The organism is Pseudovibrio sp. Ad26 (assembly GCF_001623285.1).
Taxonomy (GTDB): domain Bacteria; phylum Pseudomonadota; class Alphaproteobacteria; order Rhizobiales; family Stappiaceae; genus Pseudovibrio; species Pseudovibrio ascidiaceicola.
The window spans coordinates 193,565-213,759 of sequence record NZ_LMCE01000061.1; the positions used below are offsets into that span (position 1 = coordinate 193,565).

19 protein-coding genes are annotated in these 20,195 nt (G+C 50.6%); 15 read left to right on the forward strand and 4 right to left on the reverse strand.

Translation table 11 applies throughout. From position 1 onward, the window contains the following. Nucleotides 1-314: 314 nt before the first annotated feature. The 6 genes from PsAD26_RS14625 (at nt 315) to PsAD26_RS14650 (ending at nt 7,104) form a co-directional block, all read left to right on the forward strand. The gene (locus PsAD26_RS14625) at nt 315-1,424 is read left to right on the forward strand and encodes a glycosyltransferase family 4 protein (RefSeq protein WP_084403680.1); all 1,110 of its coding nucleotides are present in this window, start codon (nt 315-317) and stop codon (nt 1,422-1,424) included. A 165-nt stretch (nt 1,425-1,589) separates the two neighbouring features. After that, nucleotides 1,590-2,183 carry a polysaccharide biosynthesis/export family protein gene (locus PsAD26_RS14630; protein WP_208985703.1) on the forward strand — a complete coding sequence of 198 codons (594 nt, stop codon included), beginning with the start codon at nt 1,590-1,592 and terminating at the stop codon, nt 2,181-2,183. 81 nt (nt 2,184-2,264) lie between these two features. Further along, on the forward strand, nt 2,265-3,563 hold the full coding sequence (locus PsAD26_RS14635; RefSeq protein WP_063311034.1) for an oligosaccharide flippase family protein: 1,299 nt from the start codon (nt 2,265-2,267) through the stop codon (nt 3,561-3,563). A 6-nt stretch (nt 3,564-3,569) separates the two neighbouring features. Next, the gene (locus PsAD26_RS14640) at nt 3,570-4,469 is read left to right on the forward strand and encodes an ATP-grasp fold amidoligase family protein (RefSeq protein WP_063311035.1); all 900 of its coding nucleotides are present in this window, start codon (nt 3,570-3,572) and stop codon (nt 4,467-4,469) included. Nucleotides 4,470-4,504: 35 nt separating this feature from the next. Further along, nucleotides 4,505-5,524 carry an EpsG family protein gene (locus tag PsAD26_RS14645; protein WP_208985704.1) on the forward strand — a complete coding sequence of 340 codons (1,020 nt, stop codon included), beginning with the start codon at nt 4,505-4,507 and terminating at the stop codon, nt 5,522-5,524. A gap of 410 nt (nt 5,525-5,934) precedes the next feature. Continuing rightward, a complete protein-coding gene (locus tag PsAD26_RS14650; RefSeq protein WP_244278233.1) occupies nt 5,935-7,104 on the forward strand; it encodes an amidohydrolase in 1,170 nt (389 codons plus the stop codon). A 70-nt stretch (nt 7,105-7,174) separates the two neighbouring features. On the opposite strand, the gene PsAD26_RS14655 is transcribed toward PsAD26_RS14650, so the two are convergent. Continuing rightward, nucleotides 7,175-8,134 carry a LysR family transcriptional regulator gene (locus tag PsAD26_RS14655; protein WP_063311037.1) on the reverse strand — a complete coding sequence of 320 codons (960 nt, stop codon included), beginning with the start codon at nt 8,132-8,134 and terminating at the stop codon, nt 7,175-7,177. A gap of 166 nt (nt 8,135-8,300) precedes the next feature. Here PsAD26_RS14655 and dctP (PsAD26_RS14660) point away from each other — a divergent pair, with 166 nt between their 5' ends. The 4 genes from dctP (PsAD26_RS14660) (at nt 8,301) to alr (ending at nt 12,507) form a co-directional block, all read left to right on the forward strand. Beyond that, nucleotides 8,301-9,293 (forward strand): TRAP transporter substrate-binding protein DctP, encoded by a 993-nt coding sequence (gene dctP, locus PsAD26_RS14660; RefSeq protein ID WP_063311038.1) that lies wholly within the window; start codon nt 8,301-8,303, stop codon nt 9,291-9,293. An 80-nt stretch (nt 9,294-9,373) separates the two neighbouring features. Continuing rightward, nucleotides 9,374-9,988, forward strand: a complete 615-nt coding sequence (locus tag PsAD26_RS14665; RefSeq protein WP_063311039.1) for a TRAP transporter small permease subunit — start codon at nt 9,374-9,376, stop codon at nt 9,986-9,988. Then, nucleotides 9,985-11,274 (forward strand): TRAP transporter large permease, encoded by a 1,290-nt coding sequence (locus PsAD26_RS14670; RefSeq protein WP_063311040.1) that lies wholly within the window; start codon nt 9,985-9,987, stop codon nt 11,272-11,274. Before PsAD26_RS14665 ends, PsAD26_RS14670 begins: the two co-directional genes overlap by 4 nt. 78 nt (nt 11,275-11,352) lie before the next feature. Continuing rightward, nucleotides 11,353-12,507 carry an alanine racemase gene (gene alr, locus PsAD26_RS14675; RefSeq protein ID WP_208985705.1) on the forward strand — a complete coding sequence of 385 codons (1,155 nt, stop codon included), beginning with the start codon at nt 11,353-11,355 and terminating at the stop codon, nt 12,505-12,507. A gap of 76 nt (nt 12,508-12,583) precedes the next feature. On the opposite strand, the gene PsAD26_RS14680 is transcribed toward alr, so the two are convergent. Both PsAD26_RS14680 and PsAD26_RS14685 read right to left on the reverse strand, forming a co-directional pair. Further along, nucleotides 12,584-13,507, reverse strand: coding sequence for an arginine deiminase-related protein (locus PsAD26_RS14680; RefSeq protein ID WP_063311042.1), 924 nt, complete (start codon nt 13,505-13,507; stop codon nt 12,584-12,586). After that, nucleotides 13,504-14,574 (reverse strand): ornithine cyclodeaminase, encoded by a 1,071-nt coding sequence (locus PsAD26_RS14685; protein WP_063311043.1) that lies wholly within the window; start codon nt 14,572-14,574, stop codon nt 13,504-13,506. Before PsAD26_RS14685 ends, PsAD26_RS14680 begins: the two co-directional genes overlap by 4 nt. Nucleotides 14,575-14,722: 148 nt before the next feature. Here PsAD26_RS14685 and PsAD26_RS14690 point away from each other — a divergent pair, with 148 nt between their 5' ends. Next, complete coding sequence (locus PsAD26_RS14690; protein ID WP_057465180.1) at nt 14,723-15,169, forward strand: Lrp/AsnC family transcriptional regulator; 447 nt, start codon at nt 14,723-14,725, stop codon at nt 15,167-15,169. Between the two features lie 10 nt (nt 15,170-15,179). On the opposite strand, the gene PsAD26_RS14695 is transcribed toward PsAD26_RS14690, so the two are convergent. Next, nucleotides 15,180-16,061 carry a LysR family transcriptional regulator gene (locus PsAD26_RS14695; protein WP_063311044.1) on the reverse strand — a complete coding sequence of 294 codons (882 nt, stop codon included), beginning with the start codon at nt 16,059-16,061 and terminating at the stop codon, nt 15,180-15,182. Between the two features lie 142 nt (nt 16,062-16,203). Here PsAD26_RS14695 and dctP (PsAD26_RS14700) point away from each other — a divergent pair, with 142 nt between their 5' ends. From dctP (PsAD26_RS14700) to speB, 4 genes are read left to right on the forward strand one after another with little or no spacing between them, the layout of a single operon-like run. Further along, a complete protein-coding gene (dctP, locus tag PsAD26_RS14700; RefSeq protein ID WP_063311045.1) occupies nt 16,204-17,226 on the forward strand; it encodes a TRAP transporter substrate-binding protein DctP in 1,023 nt (340 codons plus the stop codon). 60 nt (nt 17,227-17,286) lie between these two features. Continuing rightward, nucleotides 17,287-17,892 carry a TRAP transporter small permease gene (locus PsAD26_RS14705; RefSeq protein WP_063311046.1) on the forward strand — a complete coding sequence of 202 codons (606 nt, stop codon included), beginning with the start codon at nt 17,287-17,289 and terminating at the stop codon, nt 17,890-17,892. Then, nucleotides 17,889-19,169 (forward strand): TRAP transporter large permease, encoded by a 1,281-nt coding sequence (locus tag PsAD26_RS14710; RefSeq protein WP_063311047.1) that lies wholly within the window; start codon nt 17,889-17,891, stop codon nt 19,167-19,169. Before PsAD26_RS14705 ends, PsAD26_RS14710 begins: the two co-directional genes overlap by 4 nt. Before the next feature lie 20 nt (nt 19,170-19,189). Further along, nucleotides 19,190-20,188 carry an agmatinase gene (gene speB, locus PsAD26_RS14715; protein ID WP_063311048.1) on the forward strand — a complete coding sequence of 333 codons (999 nt, stop codon included), beginning with the start codon at nt 19,190-19,192 and terminating at the stop codon, nt 20,186-20,188. Nucleotides 20,189-20,195: the final 7 nt, after the last annotated feature.

Genomic DNA, 20,195 nt, shown 5'->3' on the forward strand with positions numbered 1-20,195 from the left:
TAGTAATGGCAATTTATTAAGTTAGATTTCAATTTGCGTAATCCTCACAATACTTTACAAAATCATTTTATTGAATTGACTTAATTGCTTTTTGTAAAATATTTACGTCCTAGGTTGCTTTGGGTGTCAAGTGTTCACTGGGAATGTTCAGTAAAAATTTAATCTTACAGCAATCGTGCATAGGCACTGCAGCGCAGGCCAGCATGGATCAGAATCCAATTTGTTACTTGAGTTACTCAGTCGCTCTGAATGGTTGAGGCGCAGGGGCAGGTTGGTTTGTTGTTATACCTAGTTTACTTGATTGAACAAGACAAATGCGAATACTTCTTGTTGCCAACAGCAGCTTTAAACTAATCAACTTCCGGCGTACTTTGATTGAGCAGTTGTTGCGAGAAGGGCATGACCTCATTGCAGCAGCCCCTCGCGATGACTACACGCCAGATTTCAAGAAAATGGGTGTGACATACATCGAGCTCCCCATGGATGCCACCGGCACCTCCGTTGTTGCTGAACTAAAGCTGCTCCTGCGAATTTTCGGGATTACACGACGATATCGACCTGATGCCGCACTGGGCTTTACAATCAAGCCCAACATCTACGGGGCCTTGTCTGCGCGCTTGCTCGGTATTCCGTTTGTCCCGAATATCACCGGGATGGGCAGCGTCTTTGATCGTGATGATCTGTTTGCCCGTTTGATCAAAGGGCTCTATCGATCTGCATTTCGCAGGTGCCCACGGGTCTTCCTTCAAAATCCGGAAGACCTTGCCTTTTTTGTCAAAACAGGCCTGATTTCCAAAGAGCAGGCCTGTCTTTTGCCTGGGTCAGGTGTCGATCTTACGAGTTTCCACTCAACCGCTCTTCCCGGCAACAGTCATCGCCGCACTTTTACACTCGTCGCACGCATGCTGCGCGAGAAGGGGGTTCTGGAGTTTGTTGAAGCGGCTCGTGCGCTATCTCCCAACTTCCCCGATGCCCGCTTCGTCTTACTAGGGCCGTCAGGCTCCGGAAAGGCCGGTGCATTAAGTGAAGACGATATGGAGACGCTTACGGCCGACGGCGTTGTTGAATACCTAGGATCAGTAAAGGATGTTCGTCCAGTTGTAGCTGATGCCGACTGTGTTGTTCTTCCTTCGTACTATCGGGAAGGCACACCAAGGTCGCTGCTTGAAGCAGCTGCGATGGGCCGCCCGATCATCACAACAACCATTCCAGGATGTAAGGATGTGGTTGATGAAGGCCAAAATGGTTTCCTCTGTGAGCCAAGAAGCACGCAATCAATTGAAACTGCAATGCGGCAATTTCTTTTGATGAGTGAGACCGCGATAAATGAGATGGGGCATGCCTCGCGCAAAAAGGCTGAACAGACCTTTGATGAGAGAATAGTGGTTGATCACTATACCTCAATTTTGCAGGCAACGGCTTAGGTCAAAATCTCAGTTACATATGAGTTTCAGAGGGCCTTTAAAGTCCAGTCCAGATCAACTTTGGTACGTAAAATCATCGGCTTACTCTTTCTTGACGCGCATTGGTTCGCAACCGCGCCTGGCGCACGACGAAAGAGAGGTAAGGCAGAAGAAAAGGGAATTGGTGTGAAGCAAAAACTGCTCAATGGCTTAACAGGTCTTGTTATCCTCGGCCTTCTGCAGGGCTGCGCTTCGGGCGAGTTCGCAGAACATAACACGCAAAGCCAGATGGCATCTGGTCGCGTCTTTTCGCAGCCGGAGGTGTATCGCCTTGGGCCAAGCGACAAACTGCGTGTCATGGTGTTTGGAGAGCCTGATCTTTCAGGGGAGTTTGTTGTCGATGATCAAGGGAAACTCGATCTGCCTCTCATTGGTGATATTCCCGCTGGCAACAGCAGCGTAAAAGAGCTGGAAACCCGCATCGTCACCGCCTTGAAAGATGGCTATCTGAAGGAGCCGCGTGTGAGCCTGGAGGTTATCAGTTCACGTCCATTCTTCATTCAGGGGGAAGTCGCACGGCCAGGAGAGTACTCCTATAAGAACGGACTAACCCTTCAGGACGCCATCGCTGTTGCGGGCGGATACTCTTATCGTGCGAATACATCCAACATCTTCATTCGGCCAGTTGGCAGCAACTATGAAGTGCCAGTGAACCTGACAGGTGCACGGCTCTATCTGCGCCCTGGTGATAGCATTCGTATTCCAGAGAGATATTTCTAGTCCCGTGCTAATCAAAATGAAAATACAGCACTTCACTCCGATGTCAGTACGGCGCAGGTGTTCCGAAAAGGGGCTACAGCTATGATCGCTCGCCTGCTCAGACATCAGGCTGGCATCAAGGTTCTGGCCCTCAAAGGCACTGAGGCGTTGGCCGGTGCTGCCATGACCATCTATCTGGCACGAATACTTGGACCTTCGGCTTTTGGTGTCTTTGCGTTCGGGCTCGCAACAATAATGTTACTGGCAATCCCGATCAAAAACGGCGCATCGACATTGATCACGAAGCATGTGGCTATTGCTCGTGAACGAAGTGGAGCTGAACAGGCAGGACCTCTGCTGGCAACCGGACTTCGCTTGTCTCTCCTTTATGCAGGCGTGCCGATCGTCTGTCTTTGGACAGTTGTGGCATTGAGTGAAAACGCGAATGCCTTTGTTGTAAGTGTAGCACTCTTCTCACTGGCTCTTCCGTTCCTGTGCCTCACGGGCTTGATGGAAGGGGTCCTGCGTGGCAGCTTCCGGCCAAACGCTGCGATCCTTGTTGGAACCGTTCTTGTGCCATTGTTAGTCTTGGCGACAGCGTTTCTTTTGACGGAGCAAATGCAGGCGCAAGGCTGGATGTTGGCTGTTGCAGCCTATATCGCAGCCGCGATCGCTATCACTGTTATGAGTCTGCTGCTTTCCCGCCCATATCTTCACAACCTGCTATCGGTCCCAAAAGAAGACCGTATGGGTGGCCGTGAATGGCTACACCTCGTCGCTCCCTTTGCGATTGTGACTGGACTTCTGATCTTCAATCGGCAGATCGACACGATACTTCTGGGTGTGCTTGCCGGAGAAAAAGAGGCTGGAATCTACCGCATCGCCGCTCAGGCATCAGTACTTGTCACATTCGGCATGCAAGCGATTGGCCATCTTTATTCACCATATCTGGCAACGGCAGATAAAGCAGCTGCACCATCTAAGATCTCAGGATACCTACGCAAAAGCGTAATCTTCTCAGTTGCTTTTGGATTGCTGGCTCTTGTGACACTCGCAGTCTGGGGAGATGTAATCATCAGATTACTGGCGGGTCCTGAGTATCTCGCGGCCTATCCGGTGATGCTCATCCTTTGCGCTGCTAATCTGGCTGTGGCCGCAAACGGAGCAACTATGCAAGCGCTTTATATGCAAGGACACCAGAAGCGCACAGCTTGGATCTTCTTTGCATCGGGTGTTTTCTCCGTTGCTGCAAACGCGACGTTGATCCCGTATCTAGGCATCAACGGTGCAGCGATTGCATCCTCTGCAGCCATTCTTTCATGGTCACTGGGCCTTCGCTGGTTAGCTTGCGGAGTGTGGCGACTTTCTTATCTAACACTCTCACCTCGTGACCAGGAGTGACAGCTCATGAAGCTACAAAACTTCCTTCCAACCGGACATTTCTGGGATAACGCACTTTCTGTCTTAAACGCACGGAAACGCTTGGGATATTTTCCGAACCCGCGGAAACCAAGCAGTTTTAACGAGCATATCCTTGCGCAAAAATGGGATTTTCGGGGGGACCTTGCACTCGCAAGTCGGGTGACCGACAAGGCCGAAGTCAAAAAATGGCTCGCTGAGATTGGCATGGAGCATCTGATTGTACCAACGCTCGGCGTATTTAAAAATACTTGGGATATTGAAGCGTTTCATTTCGAAGGTGAGCTTATTGCCAAGTCCACCCATGGCAGTGGTGAAGCTTTAATCAGGACTGCCCAGAACGGTCGAGCCTTCTCCATGGAAGACTTGGAGATTTTCCGTAGTTGGTTCTCAGAGGATTATTACAAGCGAAGCCGTGAACCTAACTACAAAGGACTTAGCAAACGGATTATCGTAGAGCCTTTACTACGTGATGAAACAGGCAATCCACCTAAGGACTTCAAGTTCTTTTGTGCAAATGGTGAGCCTTTTGCTGTTCAGGTCGATCATGGCCGGTACACCCATCACACGCGCCAACTGTATGATACGAGTTGGCAACTTCTCCCTTATTCAATGTGCTATGAGCGCAATCCGGTCCCAATGCGCAAGCCAGCCTTGCTTGGTCAAGCCCTTGAGGCAGCACGTCAGCTGTCAAAAGGCTTCGGGTTTGTTCGCGTCGATTTCTATTTCATGCCAAAGGGCCTCAAACTAGGCGAGATGACGTTCTTCCCTGGAAATGGTGCTGAGCGGTTTTCTCCAGCAGAAGGAGATGCTCAGTTGGGGAGGCAAATCAGGAAAGTCGGCTTTTCTGCCGACCACACAGCTGGAATGCAAAAGCGAAAGGCATAAGACCTATGTGGCCATACGTCATCATGAGTGGGGTTGTGTATTCAGGTAGTATGCTGTCCGTTTTTGACAGACGCACATCTGTCGTAAGCTGGGCTTTGCTGGCGTCCTTTGCGATTGCCTTGAGCGTTTTTATAGGTTTTCGTTTTGAGGTTGGAAAAGACTGGATACAGTACAACTACATCTTCAAATTGATAACTGAATTACCTTTTATACAAGCAATGGCCTTTACAGATGCCGGTTATGGTTTTTTGAACTGGCTCTCCGATCAGATGGGGTTGGGCATCACTGGTGTCTTTTTCTTTTGCGCTGTGGTTCTGGTTGTTGGACTAGTGATGTTCGCTGCTCTAACGCCTTATCCTTGGCTTGCTGTTGCAGTTGCAATGCCGCACATCGTGACGATCATGGCAATGGACCACGTGCGTCAAACCACTGCGCTCGGATTCATCTTGATTGGACTTGCATTTCTGGCGCGAGATCGCGTGTGGACATTCGTAGTCTGCATTTTGATGGGAGCATTATTTCATCGAACCGCGATTATGTGCCTGATATTTTGGCTCGTACTCGCGCAAAAAAATCGAATCTTGCTATATCCAGCGATATTGGCCATCTGTGCGCTCCTAGTGGAGTTCTTGTTGGCAGATCGTATCGGTGTCTACGTTTTGCGTTATGTTGAAACGTCTGCCGGATCTCGAGGCGCACTGATAAGATTACTATTTAACGCTTTGCCTGCGGCTGGTTTCCTACTTATCAGAAAAAACGTGAAACTTCCCCAAAAGTTCGACAAGGTTATGAACTTGATGGCATGGATTGCCGTATTTTCACTTCTACTATTGCCGATGCTTCCCTCTGCTGTAATCGTTGATAGAATCGGAAAGTACTTCCTCCCAGTTCAAATTCTATTCTACCCAATAATCATCTCTCAAATACGCGGATACGCATTGAGGTTTTCTGCAGCAGCTCTTATTTGCGCCTATCTGTTTCTGACACAGTTCTATTGGCTATACACGAGTGAACTGGCTGATTTTTGGGTGCCCTATAAAATGACTCAATTGTGAGGGAACGGCCTATCTTGGAGCAGTCCGGTTTTGTCATAATGCCGTACTGAAGCAGATTTTCACATCGGGACAAACGATGATGTTTCATCCAAGATGATCATCCAGATAAAATGTAGGTCTTCAATAAACACGGCCATAACAGCGCCGAATACCAATATACAGCATATGTATTTGCCACGTTCTTGTTTGCCTGCGACTTTAGCGAGTGAAGAGGGGATGCGGTTTATAAGACTTTGAACTGAAGTTGCGTTCAAGTCGTAAACCGTTACGAATGCAGTCAGATCCGATCAGCGGTGCTTACAAATTTCTAATTGTGTTGGATAAGAGCGCCTGCTGATTGAACTGAGCGAATTGGGATGCTTAGTCTGGTTCCGTGCGTGCATCTGCTTACAAGTGTGGAGATTTATATTTTGGATACGATCCAGTTCCAATTGAATGATGAACAAGTTGGTCATCTGACAGATATTCGGCAAACACTGCATAAAGCGCCGGAAGCTTCTGGTGAAGAAGAGCAAACTGGTCGCTTTATTGTTGAGCAACTCGAGCGAATTGGGGCAGATCGTATTGTTTCCGGGCTTGGCGGTTATGGAGTAATCGTTGAATTCCGAGGTATTGCAGATGGGCCAACTGTGATGATCCGGTGTGAACTGGATGGGTTGCCGATTGAAGAGATCTCCGAGGTTCCGTACCGCTCACAAACTCCGGGCCGTGGCCATCTGTGCGGGCACGACGGGCACATGACCATGGTTCTTGGCGTAGCTCAATTACTTGCCGCACAACGCCCGAAGCAAGGGCGTGTTGTGTTGATGTTCCAGCCAGCCGAAGAAACTGGAGCAGGGGCTGCGGCTGTGATTGAAGATCCGAACTTCGCAGAGTTTCGACCAGATTTTGCGTTTTCGCTGCACAATTTGCCAGCGCGACCTTTGGGTGAAGTCAGCATCTGTCAGGAATATGCCAACTGCGCATCCCGTGGAATGCAGATCAACCTGCGTGGTAAGAGCTCGCATGCCGCCGCACCGGAAGATGGCCTTTCTCCGGCCTCGGCGATCTCCGCGTTGATGGATCAGCTCGCAAAGCTCGGTGTTGGTGGGGAGATGAATGATCAGTTCACACTCAGCACATTAACTCATGCCCGTTTAGGGGAACCAACGTTTGGGATTGCGCCCGGGTTTGGGGAGCTGCGCGTCACACTGCGGTCCATCAGTGATGCATTGATGGAAGATATGATTGCCCGAGCGCAAGAGGCCGTAGCGCAAGCAACACCTGATCTGGATGTTGCAATCACATGGCATGATATTTTCCTCGCCTGTGTCAATCACCCAGAAAGTCGTGACCAGATTATTCAGGCAGCGAAGTGGATCGGCACTCCATTGAAAGAACTGGATTATCCGATGCGGTGGTCCGAGGATTTTGGTCGTTTTGGATTGGATGGGGCAAAGTCTGCGATGTTCTTTTTGGGCTCTGGAGAAACCCAGCCACAACTGCACAATCCAGACTATGACTTCCCGGATGCACTGATACCAATCGGAGCAGAGCTATTCATAACGATCATTGAACAGCTTTTGGGACTTACTGACTAAGGCTCGCTGAATTGCCTGTAGCCCCATCTCTCTCTGAGGTGGGGTGTTAGTTTTGGTCCAGCGATAAAGCCTAGTTTAGATAGCTTCTGTCTTCCAGAGACACCTTTTTAATTTCGTCCCGCAGGATCTCAATAAACGCAGCCTCCGCTGCATTGTGCCGGGTCTTTGAGTTGGTAATGAGTGCAATGTCGTAGATCGGCAGGTCTGCAAAATCGGTAATGCGCCATAATCGCTTCGCCTCAACATAAGGCCGCGCCACATGGACTGGGAAAGGTCCGACACCCACACCAATTTCGATCAATCGGCGCAACTCTTCCAAATGATAGGACCGGCCAACGGGTGAATGCTCAATGCCCAGCTTGTTGCGCGCCATGGCAAATTCACTCATTTCTCCGCCGGGTTCATCGGTGGGAAAGGTTACATAAGGTTCGTGCGCGAGCTCTTCCTTGCGAATATCATCACGCCCAAATAATGGGCTAAGACGGCCACAATAAAGCGCAAACCTCTCGCGGTAGATAATCTCATAGGTCAGGCCAGGTTGACGGGCTGTGGTGAGGCCGATCCCACATGAAGCCGTTTTGCGCTTAACTTGCGTGACCACATCACCGCTTGTCGCAACCTTAATTGAGAGCGTTGCCTTAGGATGTGTCTTGTGAAACCGCACAAAGGCAGCGTCAATCACAGGTGACTCGGCGTGGGTTGCCGTTGCGATAGAAACGTGTCCGGTCACATCCTCTCGCACGTCTTTCAGCACCGCTGCGATGCGTGAAACCCCGCTGTAAATCTCCAAACATTCTTCATAGAGAAGTTGTCCGGCTTTGGTCAGTGAGAACTCACCTGCATTCCGATCTATCAGCACGCAATCAAACTGATTTTCCAGTCGTTTCAATGCGTTGGTGATTGCTGGCTGGGTTAGCAGCAATCGTTTAGCAGCTTTAGTAACCCCTTTCTCCTCAACGATAATGAGAAAGGTATAAAGCAGGTTCCAATCGAGGTTTCGACAGAAGCGTTCAAGAGAGGTTCTATTCATGGGGCATTACTCAAATTTATATCTACATTAAATATATGAACTTGCTTAATGCGTCCACTCTTGGTCCTATGAATTTATGCGTAGGTTGTTAGTTGCAGCAAAAAGGGGTAGCGCACACAACCAGCACTCGGCATGCGCAAAAAACGATTTTCCGGAGGAGAGACACTTGACCAATTTCACAAAATTCGCAGTAGCGACTGCGCTGACACTCAGCCTGACAAGCGGCGTTTCTGCTGCAACCACTCTCAAACTCGCTGGTGTTGTGCCAGTCGAGCATTACGGCAACACACTGCTGGAGCAAATCAAGACGGATATTGAAGCAGCCAATGTTGATTTGAAGGTAAATGTCTTCCCGGCAGGCCAGCTTGGCGCGGGTGAGGAGCTGTTTGAAGCGGCTGCACGTGGAAACGTGGATCTGGTGCATTCTGTCGTATATGCGCACAGCGACCCGGTCTTGGAAATCAACTCCCTGCCATACCTTGTGAGCAGTTGGGATGAAGCTGAAAAAGTTTATCTGAACAAAGGTTCTGCCTTCAACAAGATCTTTGCGGAGCGTCTTGAAGGTCTGGGTCTCAAGCTTCTGGCCAACGCACCAGAAGGGTTCATCGGTGTTGTAGCAAATGATGTGCCTGACAATGCAGGCAACACAGGCGACAAAGGCATGAACATTCGTGTCTGGAGCTCTCAGGTCATCAAAGCGACAGTTGAATCAATCGGGTTTAAAGCCACCACAATGAACTGGGGCGAAGTCTTTCCTGCCATTCAGGCGGGTACGGTTGATGGAGCGATCTGCTGTACAGCGCAGTTGGCTTACAGCGCATTTGCAACCTCTGATGTTGGCAAAGCCTTCATCCCGTACAACGCTGTGGTTGAGAACACGACCTATTACGCCTCCAGCCGTACATGGGACAAACTCTCCCAAGAGCAGCAGTCAGCTGTCCAGTCAGCTTTTGACAAAGCCGCACGTGATTATGCCGCCTGGGGCCGAAACAACGAGGCACAATATGTCACAAAGCTTCAGGAAAGCGGTTATCAGGTTGTGACTGTCTCTGATGAAGACCGTGCTGCAATCGCTGAAAAGGTGCGGGCAGACGTATGGCCACAAATCTCTGAAATCGTTGGCAAAGACACCATCGATGCTCTGATGGCAGATAAATAAGCACGAAGACACTTATGTGAACGGGTGGCCTGTTGCTGCCCGTTCCTTTTCCCGAAGTTAAGCCAGAACTATGAGCATTCATGTCTGAACTCTCACAACACCTCTCACCAGGCTGGTCTCGATTTGTCGACCGCTTGGTAACGATCAAATCCTGGTTGCTTGCCATCGGCTGCATCATCATGGCTGGCACGTTCTTTCTCGTGGTGATCTTTCGCTATGGATTTGGCTCAGACCTGTTTGCCTACGAAGAATGGCTGCTGATCATCTGTTTCTGGATGTATTTCGCAGGCGCTGCAATGGGAACCTACGATGGCTCTCATGTGAATGCAGACTTGCTGACCTATGTGATCAAAGATCCACGCAAAGCACATGTACGGGCCGTCGTTATTGGTTCGATTGAGTTCATCATAGCGATGGCACTGGTCTATTGGTCCGCACTCATGATCATTGATGAGATCGACAGCTATCCCCGGTGGCGGGCAACAATTGCCCTTCGAATTCCGTTCTTTGTCCCACGTCTTGCCATGCTGGTCGGCTTCGCAACCATGGCCTTCTACAGCCTGCTGCATCTGATCGTGCTCGTCAAAACCGGCCCAGCCAAATCTGCGGCACAACCAAATGTGCAACAGCAAGATGATGTGTCGCTTTCGCCGGTCATGCCAGAGACAACAAAAACAAAAGAGCCAGCACTATGATCATTCTGGGAAGCCTTATTCTTATCTGCCTCATGCTGGTGATTGGTGTCAGTGTCCCAATGTCCTTTGGCGCTGTTCTGCTATTCATCGCGCTCTTTGGCGGTCACGACGTCAGCGGCTTTATGCCAACCGGGCACTGGAAGGTGAGTTCACTGGTCCTGCTCGCAATCCCTTTGTTCATCTTGGCTGGTGCAATCATGGAGCGTGGCCGGATAGCGGCACCTTTGGTGTCTCTAGCTGAGTTAATGGTGGGCAATGTCCGGGGTGGGCTGAGTGCAGCTGCGGTTGTTGCAAGTGGTATCTTTGGAGCCATCTCTGGTTCCGCTGCTGCTACACTGACCTGCATCGGCTCCATCATGATGCCGCATCTGCGCAAAGCCAACTATCCGGAAGGCATGGCTGCAGCGCTGATCGTGAGCGCAAGTCCATTAGGCCTGCTTATTCCGCCAAGCTCCTCACAAATTCTTTATGCCTGGACTACACAGCAATCCGTGCTCAAGTGCTTTCTGGCAACTGTTATTCCCGGGGTCATCCTCATTGGTTTCCTTTGCATCGTGAACTTCGTGATGTTGCGGAACGTGAAAGATCTGAAGACCGAGCGCGTTGGCGGAAAGTTCACGTTTGAGCTGCGCACCCGAAGCTTCAAAGCCATGCCAGCCCTGTTGATGCCAGTCATCATCCTAGGTGGCATCTATGGTGGTGTTATGACGCCAACAGAAGCTGCTGGTGTTGCTGTAATCTACGCAATTCCAATCGGCTTTTTTATCTATCGCGGTCTTGATAGAGAGAACTTTTTCCCAACGCTGCGCTATGCCGGCACAACCATCGGCGTTGTCATGATGATGGTGCTTATGGTGCTCATTGTCAGTCAGTTTCTGGTGTTTGAGAACATTCCGGCAATGGCAAAGGATCTGATTTATTCAGTTTCTGACAATCCGATCATCATCTTGCTTATGGTCAATCTGGTCATGATCCTCATTGGCATGTTGATGGATGATATTTCCGGCTTGCTGTTGTCCGCGCCGCTTTTGCTGCCAATCGTACAAAGTGTCGGTATGGAGCCAGTTCATTTTGCAGCGGTGCTTGGCGTCAATCTGGGCATGGCAAACATCACGCCGCCAACAGCACCACTGCTTTACCTTGGTGCTCGCGTGACGGACGCCCCGGTCAACAAGATGATGAAGCCGACACTGATAATGATCGCGTTCGCTTGGCTACCAACACTGGTAATCACAACCTTTATTCCGCAGGTTGCTCTATGGTTGCCAGAAATGGTGTTTGGCTGATCAGAGTTGAGCCTCAGCTCACTCTAATGAGCTGAGGCTCAACTCACCAATATTACTTTCACATCGGCATATATGAAGATGGCAACACCAATGTATTCCTCTTGGTGCGAGATTTCGTGCACCCAAATCGAAGCGAATTTAAAGATTGCGCTCGGGCTCTTACCCGACAAAACCAAGTTTTGTGCAGTTGTCAAAGCAGACGCCTATGGACACGGTATCGCGAACGTCATGCCAATCATCCAGCGCAACAATGTTCGTTACGTCGGCATCACATCAAACGCAGAGGCACAATCTGTTCGCGACACCGGTTACAAAGAGAACTTGCTCCGGTTGCGGGCAACAACTCGTGATGAAGCAGAAGCTGCTTTGCCTCTTCAGGTCCAGGAGCAAGTGGGCAGTCTTGAGGGGGCATTGGAACTCGCAAGTGTCCGAAGAAAGGACAGTGCACCTGCAAACCACCATCTCTCATTAAATGCAGGGGGAATGTCGCGGGATGGCTTGGAGCTTTCCTCCCCGAAGGGTAAAGAGGTTTGCAAGCGTATTGTAGATTTGCTGGGGCCGCACATCATTGGCATGAGTACCCATTTTCCCTCAAATCTGCCTGAGGATCTTGAGACGAGCATCGCACGGTTTCATAAGGACGTGGATTGGGTGGTCGCCAACACCTCTTTGCAGCGTAAAAACTTGCTGGTGCACGCTGGTAGCACACTGACACTTGTCTCACCATGCAACCCTTACTCAGACATGATGCGCTGTGGAGCGGTGTTATACGGAATTGTAAAGCCAGAGCTTGGCTTCAAAACCACCATGACATTAAAGGCAAGAGTCATAAGTCTTGGAGAATTCCCCGCTGGCAGCACGATTGGTTATGACCGTGCGACGGTGCTGAATGAAGACAAGCGGCTTGCGACAGTATCATTGGGATACGCCAATGGATATCTGCGGCGCTTTGCTGGGCTAAGCAGCGTTCTCATTCAGGGCAGAAAACAGCCAGTTCTGGGGAAGATTTCCATGAACACCATCGTCGTGGATGTCACAGATCTGACTGGCGTTGCATTGGGAGAGGAAGTGGTCTTGTTTGGCCGCCAGCAATCCGCTGAAATCACAACCCAAATGGCGGAGGCGTCCTCAGGAACCATTATGGCTGATCTCTATACAGATTGGGGGCAACGCAATCCGCGCGTCGTAAAACACACTCAGGACGTCCCGAAGAAAGAAACGTTGCTCATCTGACTTCAGATAATCTCTACAAATGATATAAATACGCCCGCCGGAGCTTCTCTGGCGGGCGTATCTCGTTTCGCTGGAATTAGCTGCGCGGTGACAGGTGAAGACCTGCAATTGTGCAGCGTACAGAACCGCCAGCCAGCTCAAGCGTTGGGATAGCAAGCGGCACCAGTGTCGCAGAAGCAGAGATCCTGTCACGTTGCTCTTCGGTCAGAATATCATAAGCAGTTTGCGAAAGTGCGAGCAGGGGGCCATCCTTGCCCATCAGCTCAATTGCATTCCCGGCAAAGCCTGAGATTTGAGCATTACTCAGCTCAATCACATCCCGACCTGTGGCTTCAAGGCGTGCCACAACTTCTAACCGTCGCGCCGTATCCGTGATCATATCCGTACCGATCAGTGCAAAGTTGGTCCCAACGCACATCAGCACGTTGGTGTGGTAGATCGACGTGCCTTTGTCATCTTCAGCAGCGAACACCATTGGCTCAAAGTTGAAGTGTGTGCAAAAACGCTCCAGAGCAATTGGATTGGTTCTGTCGCTTTCCACCGCATAGGCAACACGATCAATGTGATCGAGCACCATTGCGCCAGTTCCTTCAAGATAAAGCCCATCCTGCTCAAGGCCGGAATAGTCGATGACATCCTGAACACGATAGTCGGACTTCAGCATTTCAAGGATGTCGTGACGACGCTCCAAACGCCGATTTTCCGCTTTCATCGGGAAAATCGCAACGTGCCCACCAGCATGCGTAGAGAACCAGTTGTTTGGGAACACACAATCGGGAAGACCCGGAGTGTCACCTTCAAAAACATGAACGCGCACACCATGAGATTCAAGCTGCTCCACCATTGCGGTATGCTCATCATAGGCTTGTTTGGCATGCTTTGAATCTGTTGTGAGCTCAGCCTGAAACGCGTTGTCAGCTGCAGTCTCTGCATTCACTGAAAAGTGGTGCGGGCGAACCATGACAACGGCGCCGGGCGCCTGAACGGATGTGCGGTTCATGCAGCGTCTCCGCTTTCCGGTTCAGCACGCATCACCATGCCAAACAGGTCACGTGGGTCATCAGGATCAGCCAGCATGTCAAGGTCATGGTACAAACCAGTGCCCTTAAGCTGGTCACGCACGTAGCGAAGTGCGGAGAAGTCCTCAGTTGCAAAACCGACACCGTCAAACAAGGTGATCTGACGCTCGTCCTTACGGCCCTCAGCCTGACCCGTAATAACTTTCCAGATCTCAGTAACAGGGAAATCTTCAGGCATCTGCTGAATTTCGCCTTCAATGCGTGTCTGAGGCGGATACTCAACGAAGACATCAGAGCGGGTCAGGATGCCACTGGCAAGCTCAGTCTTGCCCGGGCAGTCGCCACCAATCGCGTTGATATGTACGCCAGTTCCAACCATATTGTCGGAAAGCACGGTGGCATTCTGCTTGTCGGCGGTACAGGTGGTGATGATCTGTGCGCCAAGAGCCGCTTCTTCTGCGCTTTTGCAGGACTGCAAGGTCAAACCGCGACCTTCCAGATTGCGCATGAGTTTTTCGGTCGCTTTAGGATCAACATCATAAAGCCGCAGCGTGTTGATCCCACAGATTTCCTTAATCGCCAGAGCTTGGAATTCTGACTGAGCCCCATTGCCGATCATCGCCATGGTATGGGCGCCTTTAGGAGCAAGATACTTTGCCACCACTGCAGAGGTCGCCGCTGTACGCAGGGCGGTCAGCACGGTCATTTCAGTCACAAGGACCGGATAACCGGTATAAACATCTGCCAGAAGACCAAACGCTGTAACAGTCTGCAGGCCTTCCTTTGTATTCTTTGGGTGTCCGTTGACGTACTTGAAGCCGTATGTCTCACCATCGGAGGTCGGCATCAGCTCAATCACACCTTCTTTGGAGTGAGAAGCCACCCGGGGTGTCTTATCAAACAGCTCCCACCGGCGAAAATCTTCTTCCACATAGTCGGCGATGCCAGAGAGCATGGTCTCAATGCCAATGCGATGGACCAGCTTCATCATATTGTCGACACTGACAAATGGAACGAACGCGAGTTCTGACGGGGCAGGGGCTGACATGAGCTTTCCTCAAGTAATTACAGTTTCCCTAGTATTAACTGTACAAATTGCAAAAAACATATCAATCTTGCTAAGTATGAGAGATAGTTTTTGACAGATTGCTAGGCAAATTTTATATTATTGCTAAACTTATTGGTTGAGAGCACTTATGAAGCAAAACCATACAGCGAAACATATTTATGATGAACTCGACAGGCAATTAATCAGCCTTCTGCGTTTGGATGGCCGTGCTCCAGTCTCCAAACTCTCACAGATTATGGGCGTCTCACGCGCAACTGTACAAACACGCATGGACCGCCTGCTGGAAACAGGGGCGCTGCTTGGTTTTACGGCACGAGTGCGTGAAGATTATGACAGCGGTGAAATCAGAGCTGTCATGATGATCGAAGTGATGGGACGAAACACCACCCAGGTCATCCGCAAACTGCGTGGTCTACCTGAACTGCAAGTCCTCCACACCACAAGCGGCAAATGGGATCTGGTCACGGACATCCGCGTCGAGAACCTCTCAGAATTCGACCGCGTTCTGCGAGAAGTCCGCCTCATCGAAGGCGTCATGAACAGCGAAACAAGCATCCTGCTGTCCAGCGTTTGATCGCGAACACTTACAACCCGTGCAGCAACGCTTTGATGAACCACTCGACAGCCTGTCTGTGTGCTTGGGACTTGCGGGACGCGATGTAAAACTCTGATGTCCATGTCAGGTCAGGATGTTCCAGAAGACGCATCTCTCCTGTCTTGACCCATTGAGTGGCGTAGTGATCAGGTAAAACGCCGAGGAACTTCCCACTCAAAATGAGAGCCGCAGCTGCTTCCATGTTCGTAACAATCGCCTTGGGCTCTGGGGCTTTGGCATCACGCGCAACGATCATGTCGTAGGAGCGTTGACACACAGCGTGATTATTCAGGATATCTGGTGAGATTTCATCGGTTCCACATGCAAACAAGTCATGTGCCTGACCGCAGTACATATAGTGATTTTCGCTGCAGACTTTTATGTACTCAAGCTCATCGCGTTTTCGTTTAAACGGTGCAATTGCGATATGCAGACTTCCCGTAATCAAGCCTTCCTTCAAGTCGTTTGGAGAGGCAACAACCAGCTCCAGATTGACGTCGTTCTCCTTTGAGAAGAACCGCTGCAACGCAGGGACAAGCGGAAACCCCGGAAGGCTGATCACCGTGTCGACAATACCTATGCGCAGCTGTCCAGTGATCGTACCTCGCAACTCAAGCAGTTCGGCGTCGAAATCCTCAACAAGACGGATGATTTCGCAGGCTTTCTCATAGGCGATCTTGCCCCGCTCAGTGAGTTGGAAGCCACTACGACCACGCTCACAGACACGATATCCAAGGGCAATTTCCAGATCCCGAATGCGGCAGCTGATCGCGGATTGAGATATGCCCAGCCTGAACTGCGCCTCCGAAAAACCACCACATTCCACGACAGCACAAAATGCTTCGAGCAGATTGTTTCGGAGAAGTTTCATCTAATGATCTTCCTGTTCTAGGCTAATTTAATTACATTGATATATTTCATGTAAACATAACTTATTTGATATTTTTTCTAGGTTCAACATCTAGTGTGCTAGCGGCGAGGAAGATTGGGAACCAGTTCTGTGGGAGGATGAAATGAACTCAATTCTTAAATCGCTAAAGACACTAACAGCTGCAATGGTTCTGGGCACAGTCCCGCTAAGCGCTTATGCAGAAGACTGGAAATTCGCCATCGAGGAAATTCCAGGCTCCATCATGGATGCCTACGCGCAGGAGTTTAAGAAGCGCATCGAAACCAAGACCGATGGAGACGTGACCATCACGATCTACCCGATGGGAACGCTCGGCACACCAACTGATACGGTGGAGCAGGCCACGGATGGCCTCATTCAGTTCACCAACGTATCCATAGGCAATCTGGGCACCATCGTCCCGGAAAGTCAGATTTTCCTGCTGCCATATCTCTTTCCATCTGATGCCAAAGCAGTCTCGAACATTCTGAGCAATTCCGAGACCATTTATAGTGATTTGAACGAGGACTTCCGCAAGCGCGGTCTCGAAGTCCTCACCATGTATTCAGAAGGGCCTCAGGTCTGGACCACCAACAAAGAAATTCGCAATCCAGACGACTTCTCGAACTTCAAAATGCGCGTCATGGTCTCTCCGATCCTGCTGGAGACCTACAAGAATATGGGTGCAAGCCCAACGCCGCTGCCATTTGGTGAGGTCTTCGGCGCTCTGCAGCTTGGAGCCGTAGACGGTCAGGTTAACCCGGTTCCAACCATTGAAGAGATGAAGTTCTATGAGGTTACAGACTACCTGATCTGGGCTGGTGAACAGGAACTCGTCACCACCGTTGTTGCCGGAACGGATTGGTTCGACACACTCTCTCCAGACCGTCAGAAGCTTGTGAGAGAAACTATGGCTGGAATGTCGGGTTTCATCGATGGCGTGGTCTCCGACTTCAACCAGAAACGTCTCGACACCATTAAGTCAAACAAGCCTGAGATCAATCTGGTGGTCCTTTCAGAGGAAGAACGCAATGTCTTCCGCGCTCGCAGTGAAGCAACGGCCAGTGCCTATGTAGACTCTGCCGGATCTCGCGGCGAAGAGCTGTTGAAGACCCTGAAAACTGAGATTGCATCAACTCATCAATAATAGGAAGCCCCACATCTCATCTCTGAAGGTGGGGTGTGGGTACACTGGAGGAGGGTAAAGATGGAACCCCGTTCTGTCCCCTTTAAGCTCCTCGGGAAAGTTGACGGTGTGATCTGCAAGATTGAGGTTTTCATCCTCAGTTGGGGCATCATCGCCATGGCCGTCAACACCATCGCAAATGTGTTCGGGCGCTATGTCTTTCACCAGTCGATTTATTTCTCCGAAGAGCTCAATGAGTTTCTGATCGTCATCATCACCTTCATGGGGCTTGGTTACGCCACACGAAAAGGCATCCATATCCGCATGTCGGCCATCTATGATGCTCTGCCTCAGAAGCTTCGTAAGATACTGATGATTTTGATCACCATAACAACCGCAACCATGATGGCGACGCTGACCTGGTATGCCGTTGAGTATGTGGCGAAAGTTGCCAGCCGGGGACGAGTTACGCCTGCGCTGCAAGTGCCGCTTTATCTGACGTACATCTGGGTGGTTATCGGGTTGGGCCTAGCAACCCTCCAATATCTCTTAACAGCTTTGCGAAACCTCGATCTGTCGGAAGAGGAAATCTACGTCTCCTATCTGGAGGTCGACAGTTATGAGGACCCGGAAACGGCCGCAGCAGTTGCACGCTTTGTTGAGAAGGAAGAGGAGACCGCAAAATGACAGAGCTCATGCTAACGGTCATGGTCGTCCTGCTGCTGTTCGGCTTTCCGATGAAAATGCCGCTGATCTCGGCAGCGTTTATCGGCTTCTTGATCTACTTCCCAAACTTTAGTCCGCAGATATTGGTTCAGCAGATGATTGGTGGGGTCAAACCATCCGCCTTGGTCGCAGTTCCAATGTTCATTCTTGCTGCCGATATCATTACGCGCGGACATTCTGCTGATCGTCTGATTGATGTGGTGATGCGCTTTATGGGGCACATCAAGGGTGGATTGGCCATCTCGGTGACCAGTGCCTGCGCGCTTTTCGGAGCTGTTTGCGGCTCCACGCAGGCAACCGTCGTTGCGGTTGGCGGCGCGATGCGGCCACGTATGCTGAAATCTGGCTACTCAGACAGTTTCACCATTGGCTTGATCGTCAACGCAGCTGATCTGGCTTATCTCATCCCGCCATCAATCGGTATGATCATCTATGGCGTTGTGTCCGGCACGTCGATCTCACAGCTATTCATCGCTGGCATCGTCCCAGGTCTCATTATCGTGGCGTTCTTCTCTGCGTATTGCATGTGGCATGCGTATAGACACGATATCCCAGTGCTGGAAAGATCTGGCTGGGGAGAGCGGTTTGATGCGGTAAGGCGCGCGCTCTGGCCAATGGGCTTTCCGCTGATCATCGTTGGTGGGATTTATGGCGGTGTCTTTTCTCCAACAGAAGCCGCTGCCATCTGTGTGCTTTACGCCGTTGTTCTGGAAGCTTTGATCTTCAGATCCATCCGCCTTCGCGATCTGCCGGATATCGCTCTGTCGACGGGGGCTATCACGTCCGTGGTGTTCATCCTGATCGCAGCAGGTGCAGCCTTTTCATGGACACTCTCGTTCGCGCAGGTGCCTCAGACAATCATCAGTTCGCTCGGGCTCAATGAAGCTGGACCGATCATGACGCTGACAGCGATCATTCTGGCCTTCTTCATCGGCTGTATGTTTGTCGACTCTATCGTGGTGATTTTGATTTTGGTGCCAATCTTTGCGCCACTGATCAAATCGACCGGTCTTGATCCGGTGCTGGTTGGAGTGCTCATCACACTGCAGGTTGCCATTGGTGCCGCCACGCCGCCATTCGGGTGCAATCTATTCACGGCAATTGCTGTTTTCCGCCGACCATTTGTGGATGTCGTCCGCGGAGTTCCCCCATTTTTGCTGATCTTGCTGCTGACAACAGGGCTTGTAATGGCATTCCCACAAATTGCGTTGTTCTTGCCAGAACTCGCCTACAGATAATGAAATAATGGAGAAGAAATATGTCTGATCACGGCTATAAATCCGGGCGCCTCAACCTACCGTTCGTTGGTATCTCAACCTTTGGAAAAAAAGAGTATGTGTCCGATTGGGATCAAATCGATGCGGATGTAGCGGTTCTGGGCGCACCGTTTGACTTCGGCGCACAATGGCGCTCAGGTGCTCGTTTTGGACCGCGTTCTGTGCGGGAAGCATCCACACTGTTTTCATTCGGCCATGCTGGTGCATACGATCATGAAGATGACGCAACTTATCTGAGCAGTGATGTTCGTATCGTCGATATTGGGGACGCGGACATCATCCATACCAAGACCATTGAGAGCCATGCAAACATCGAGTTTGGGGTCAAGAAAATCCTCGATGCAGGTGCATTGCCTGTGGTGATCGGCGGTGACCATTCAATCAACATCCCATGCATCCGCGCCTTTGAGGAAGACTGTGCTGAAAAAGGTCCGATCCATGTAATCCAGATCGACGCACACCTTGATTTCGTTGATGAACGTCATGGCGTGACAGAGGGGCATGGCAATCCTATGCGCCGTGCGATTGAAAAAGACTACGTCTCAGGAATGACCCAGCTGGGTATTCGCAATGTATCCTCCACCGCTAAGGAAGGGTATGACGATGCACGCGCAAGAGGCTCAGACATCCTGTCAGTCCGTCAGGTGCGGGAGCTGGGAGCAGAAGCTGTGCTGGAGCGCATTCCGGCAGGTGCGCGCTACTACGTGACAGTCGATATCGATGCATTCTGCCCGTCCATCGCATCCGGTACGGGTACCCCAAGTCACGGTGGCTTCCAGTATTACGACGTGCTTGAAATTCTGCAGGGCCTCAGCAAGCGCGGTGACGTGGTTGGCATGGACCTCGTAGAAGTAGCCCCAGCTTATGACCCATCTGAATCCACGCAAATTCTTGCAGCTCAGCTCCTCTTGAACTTCATCGGCTTCATCTTTCACAACAAGAAAGCCGCAGTAAGCGCAGCAGAAGCTGAACACGCTTAATTAAACG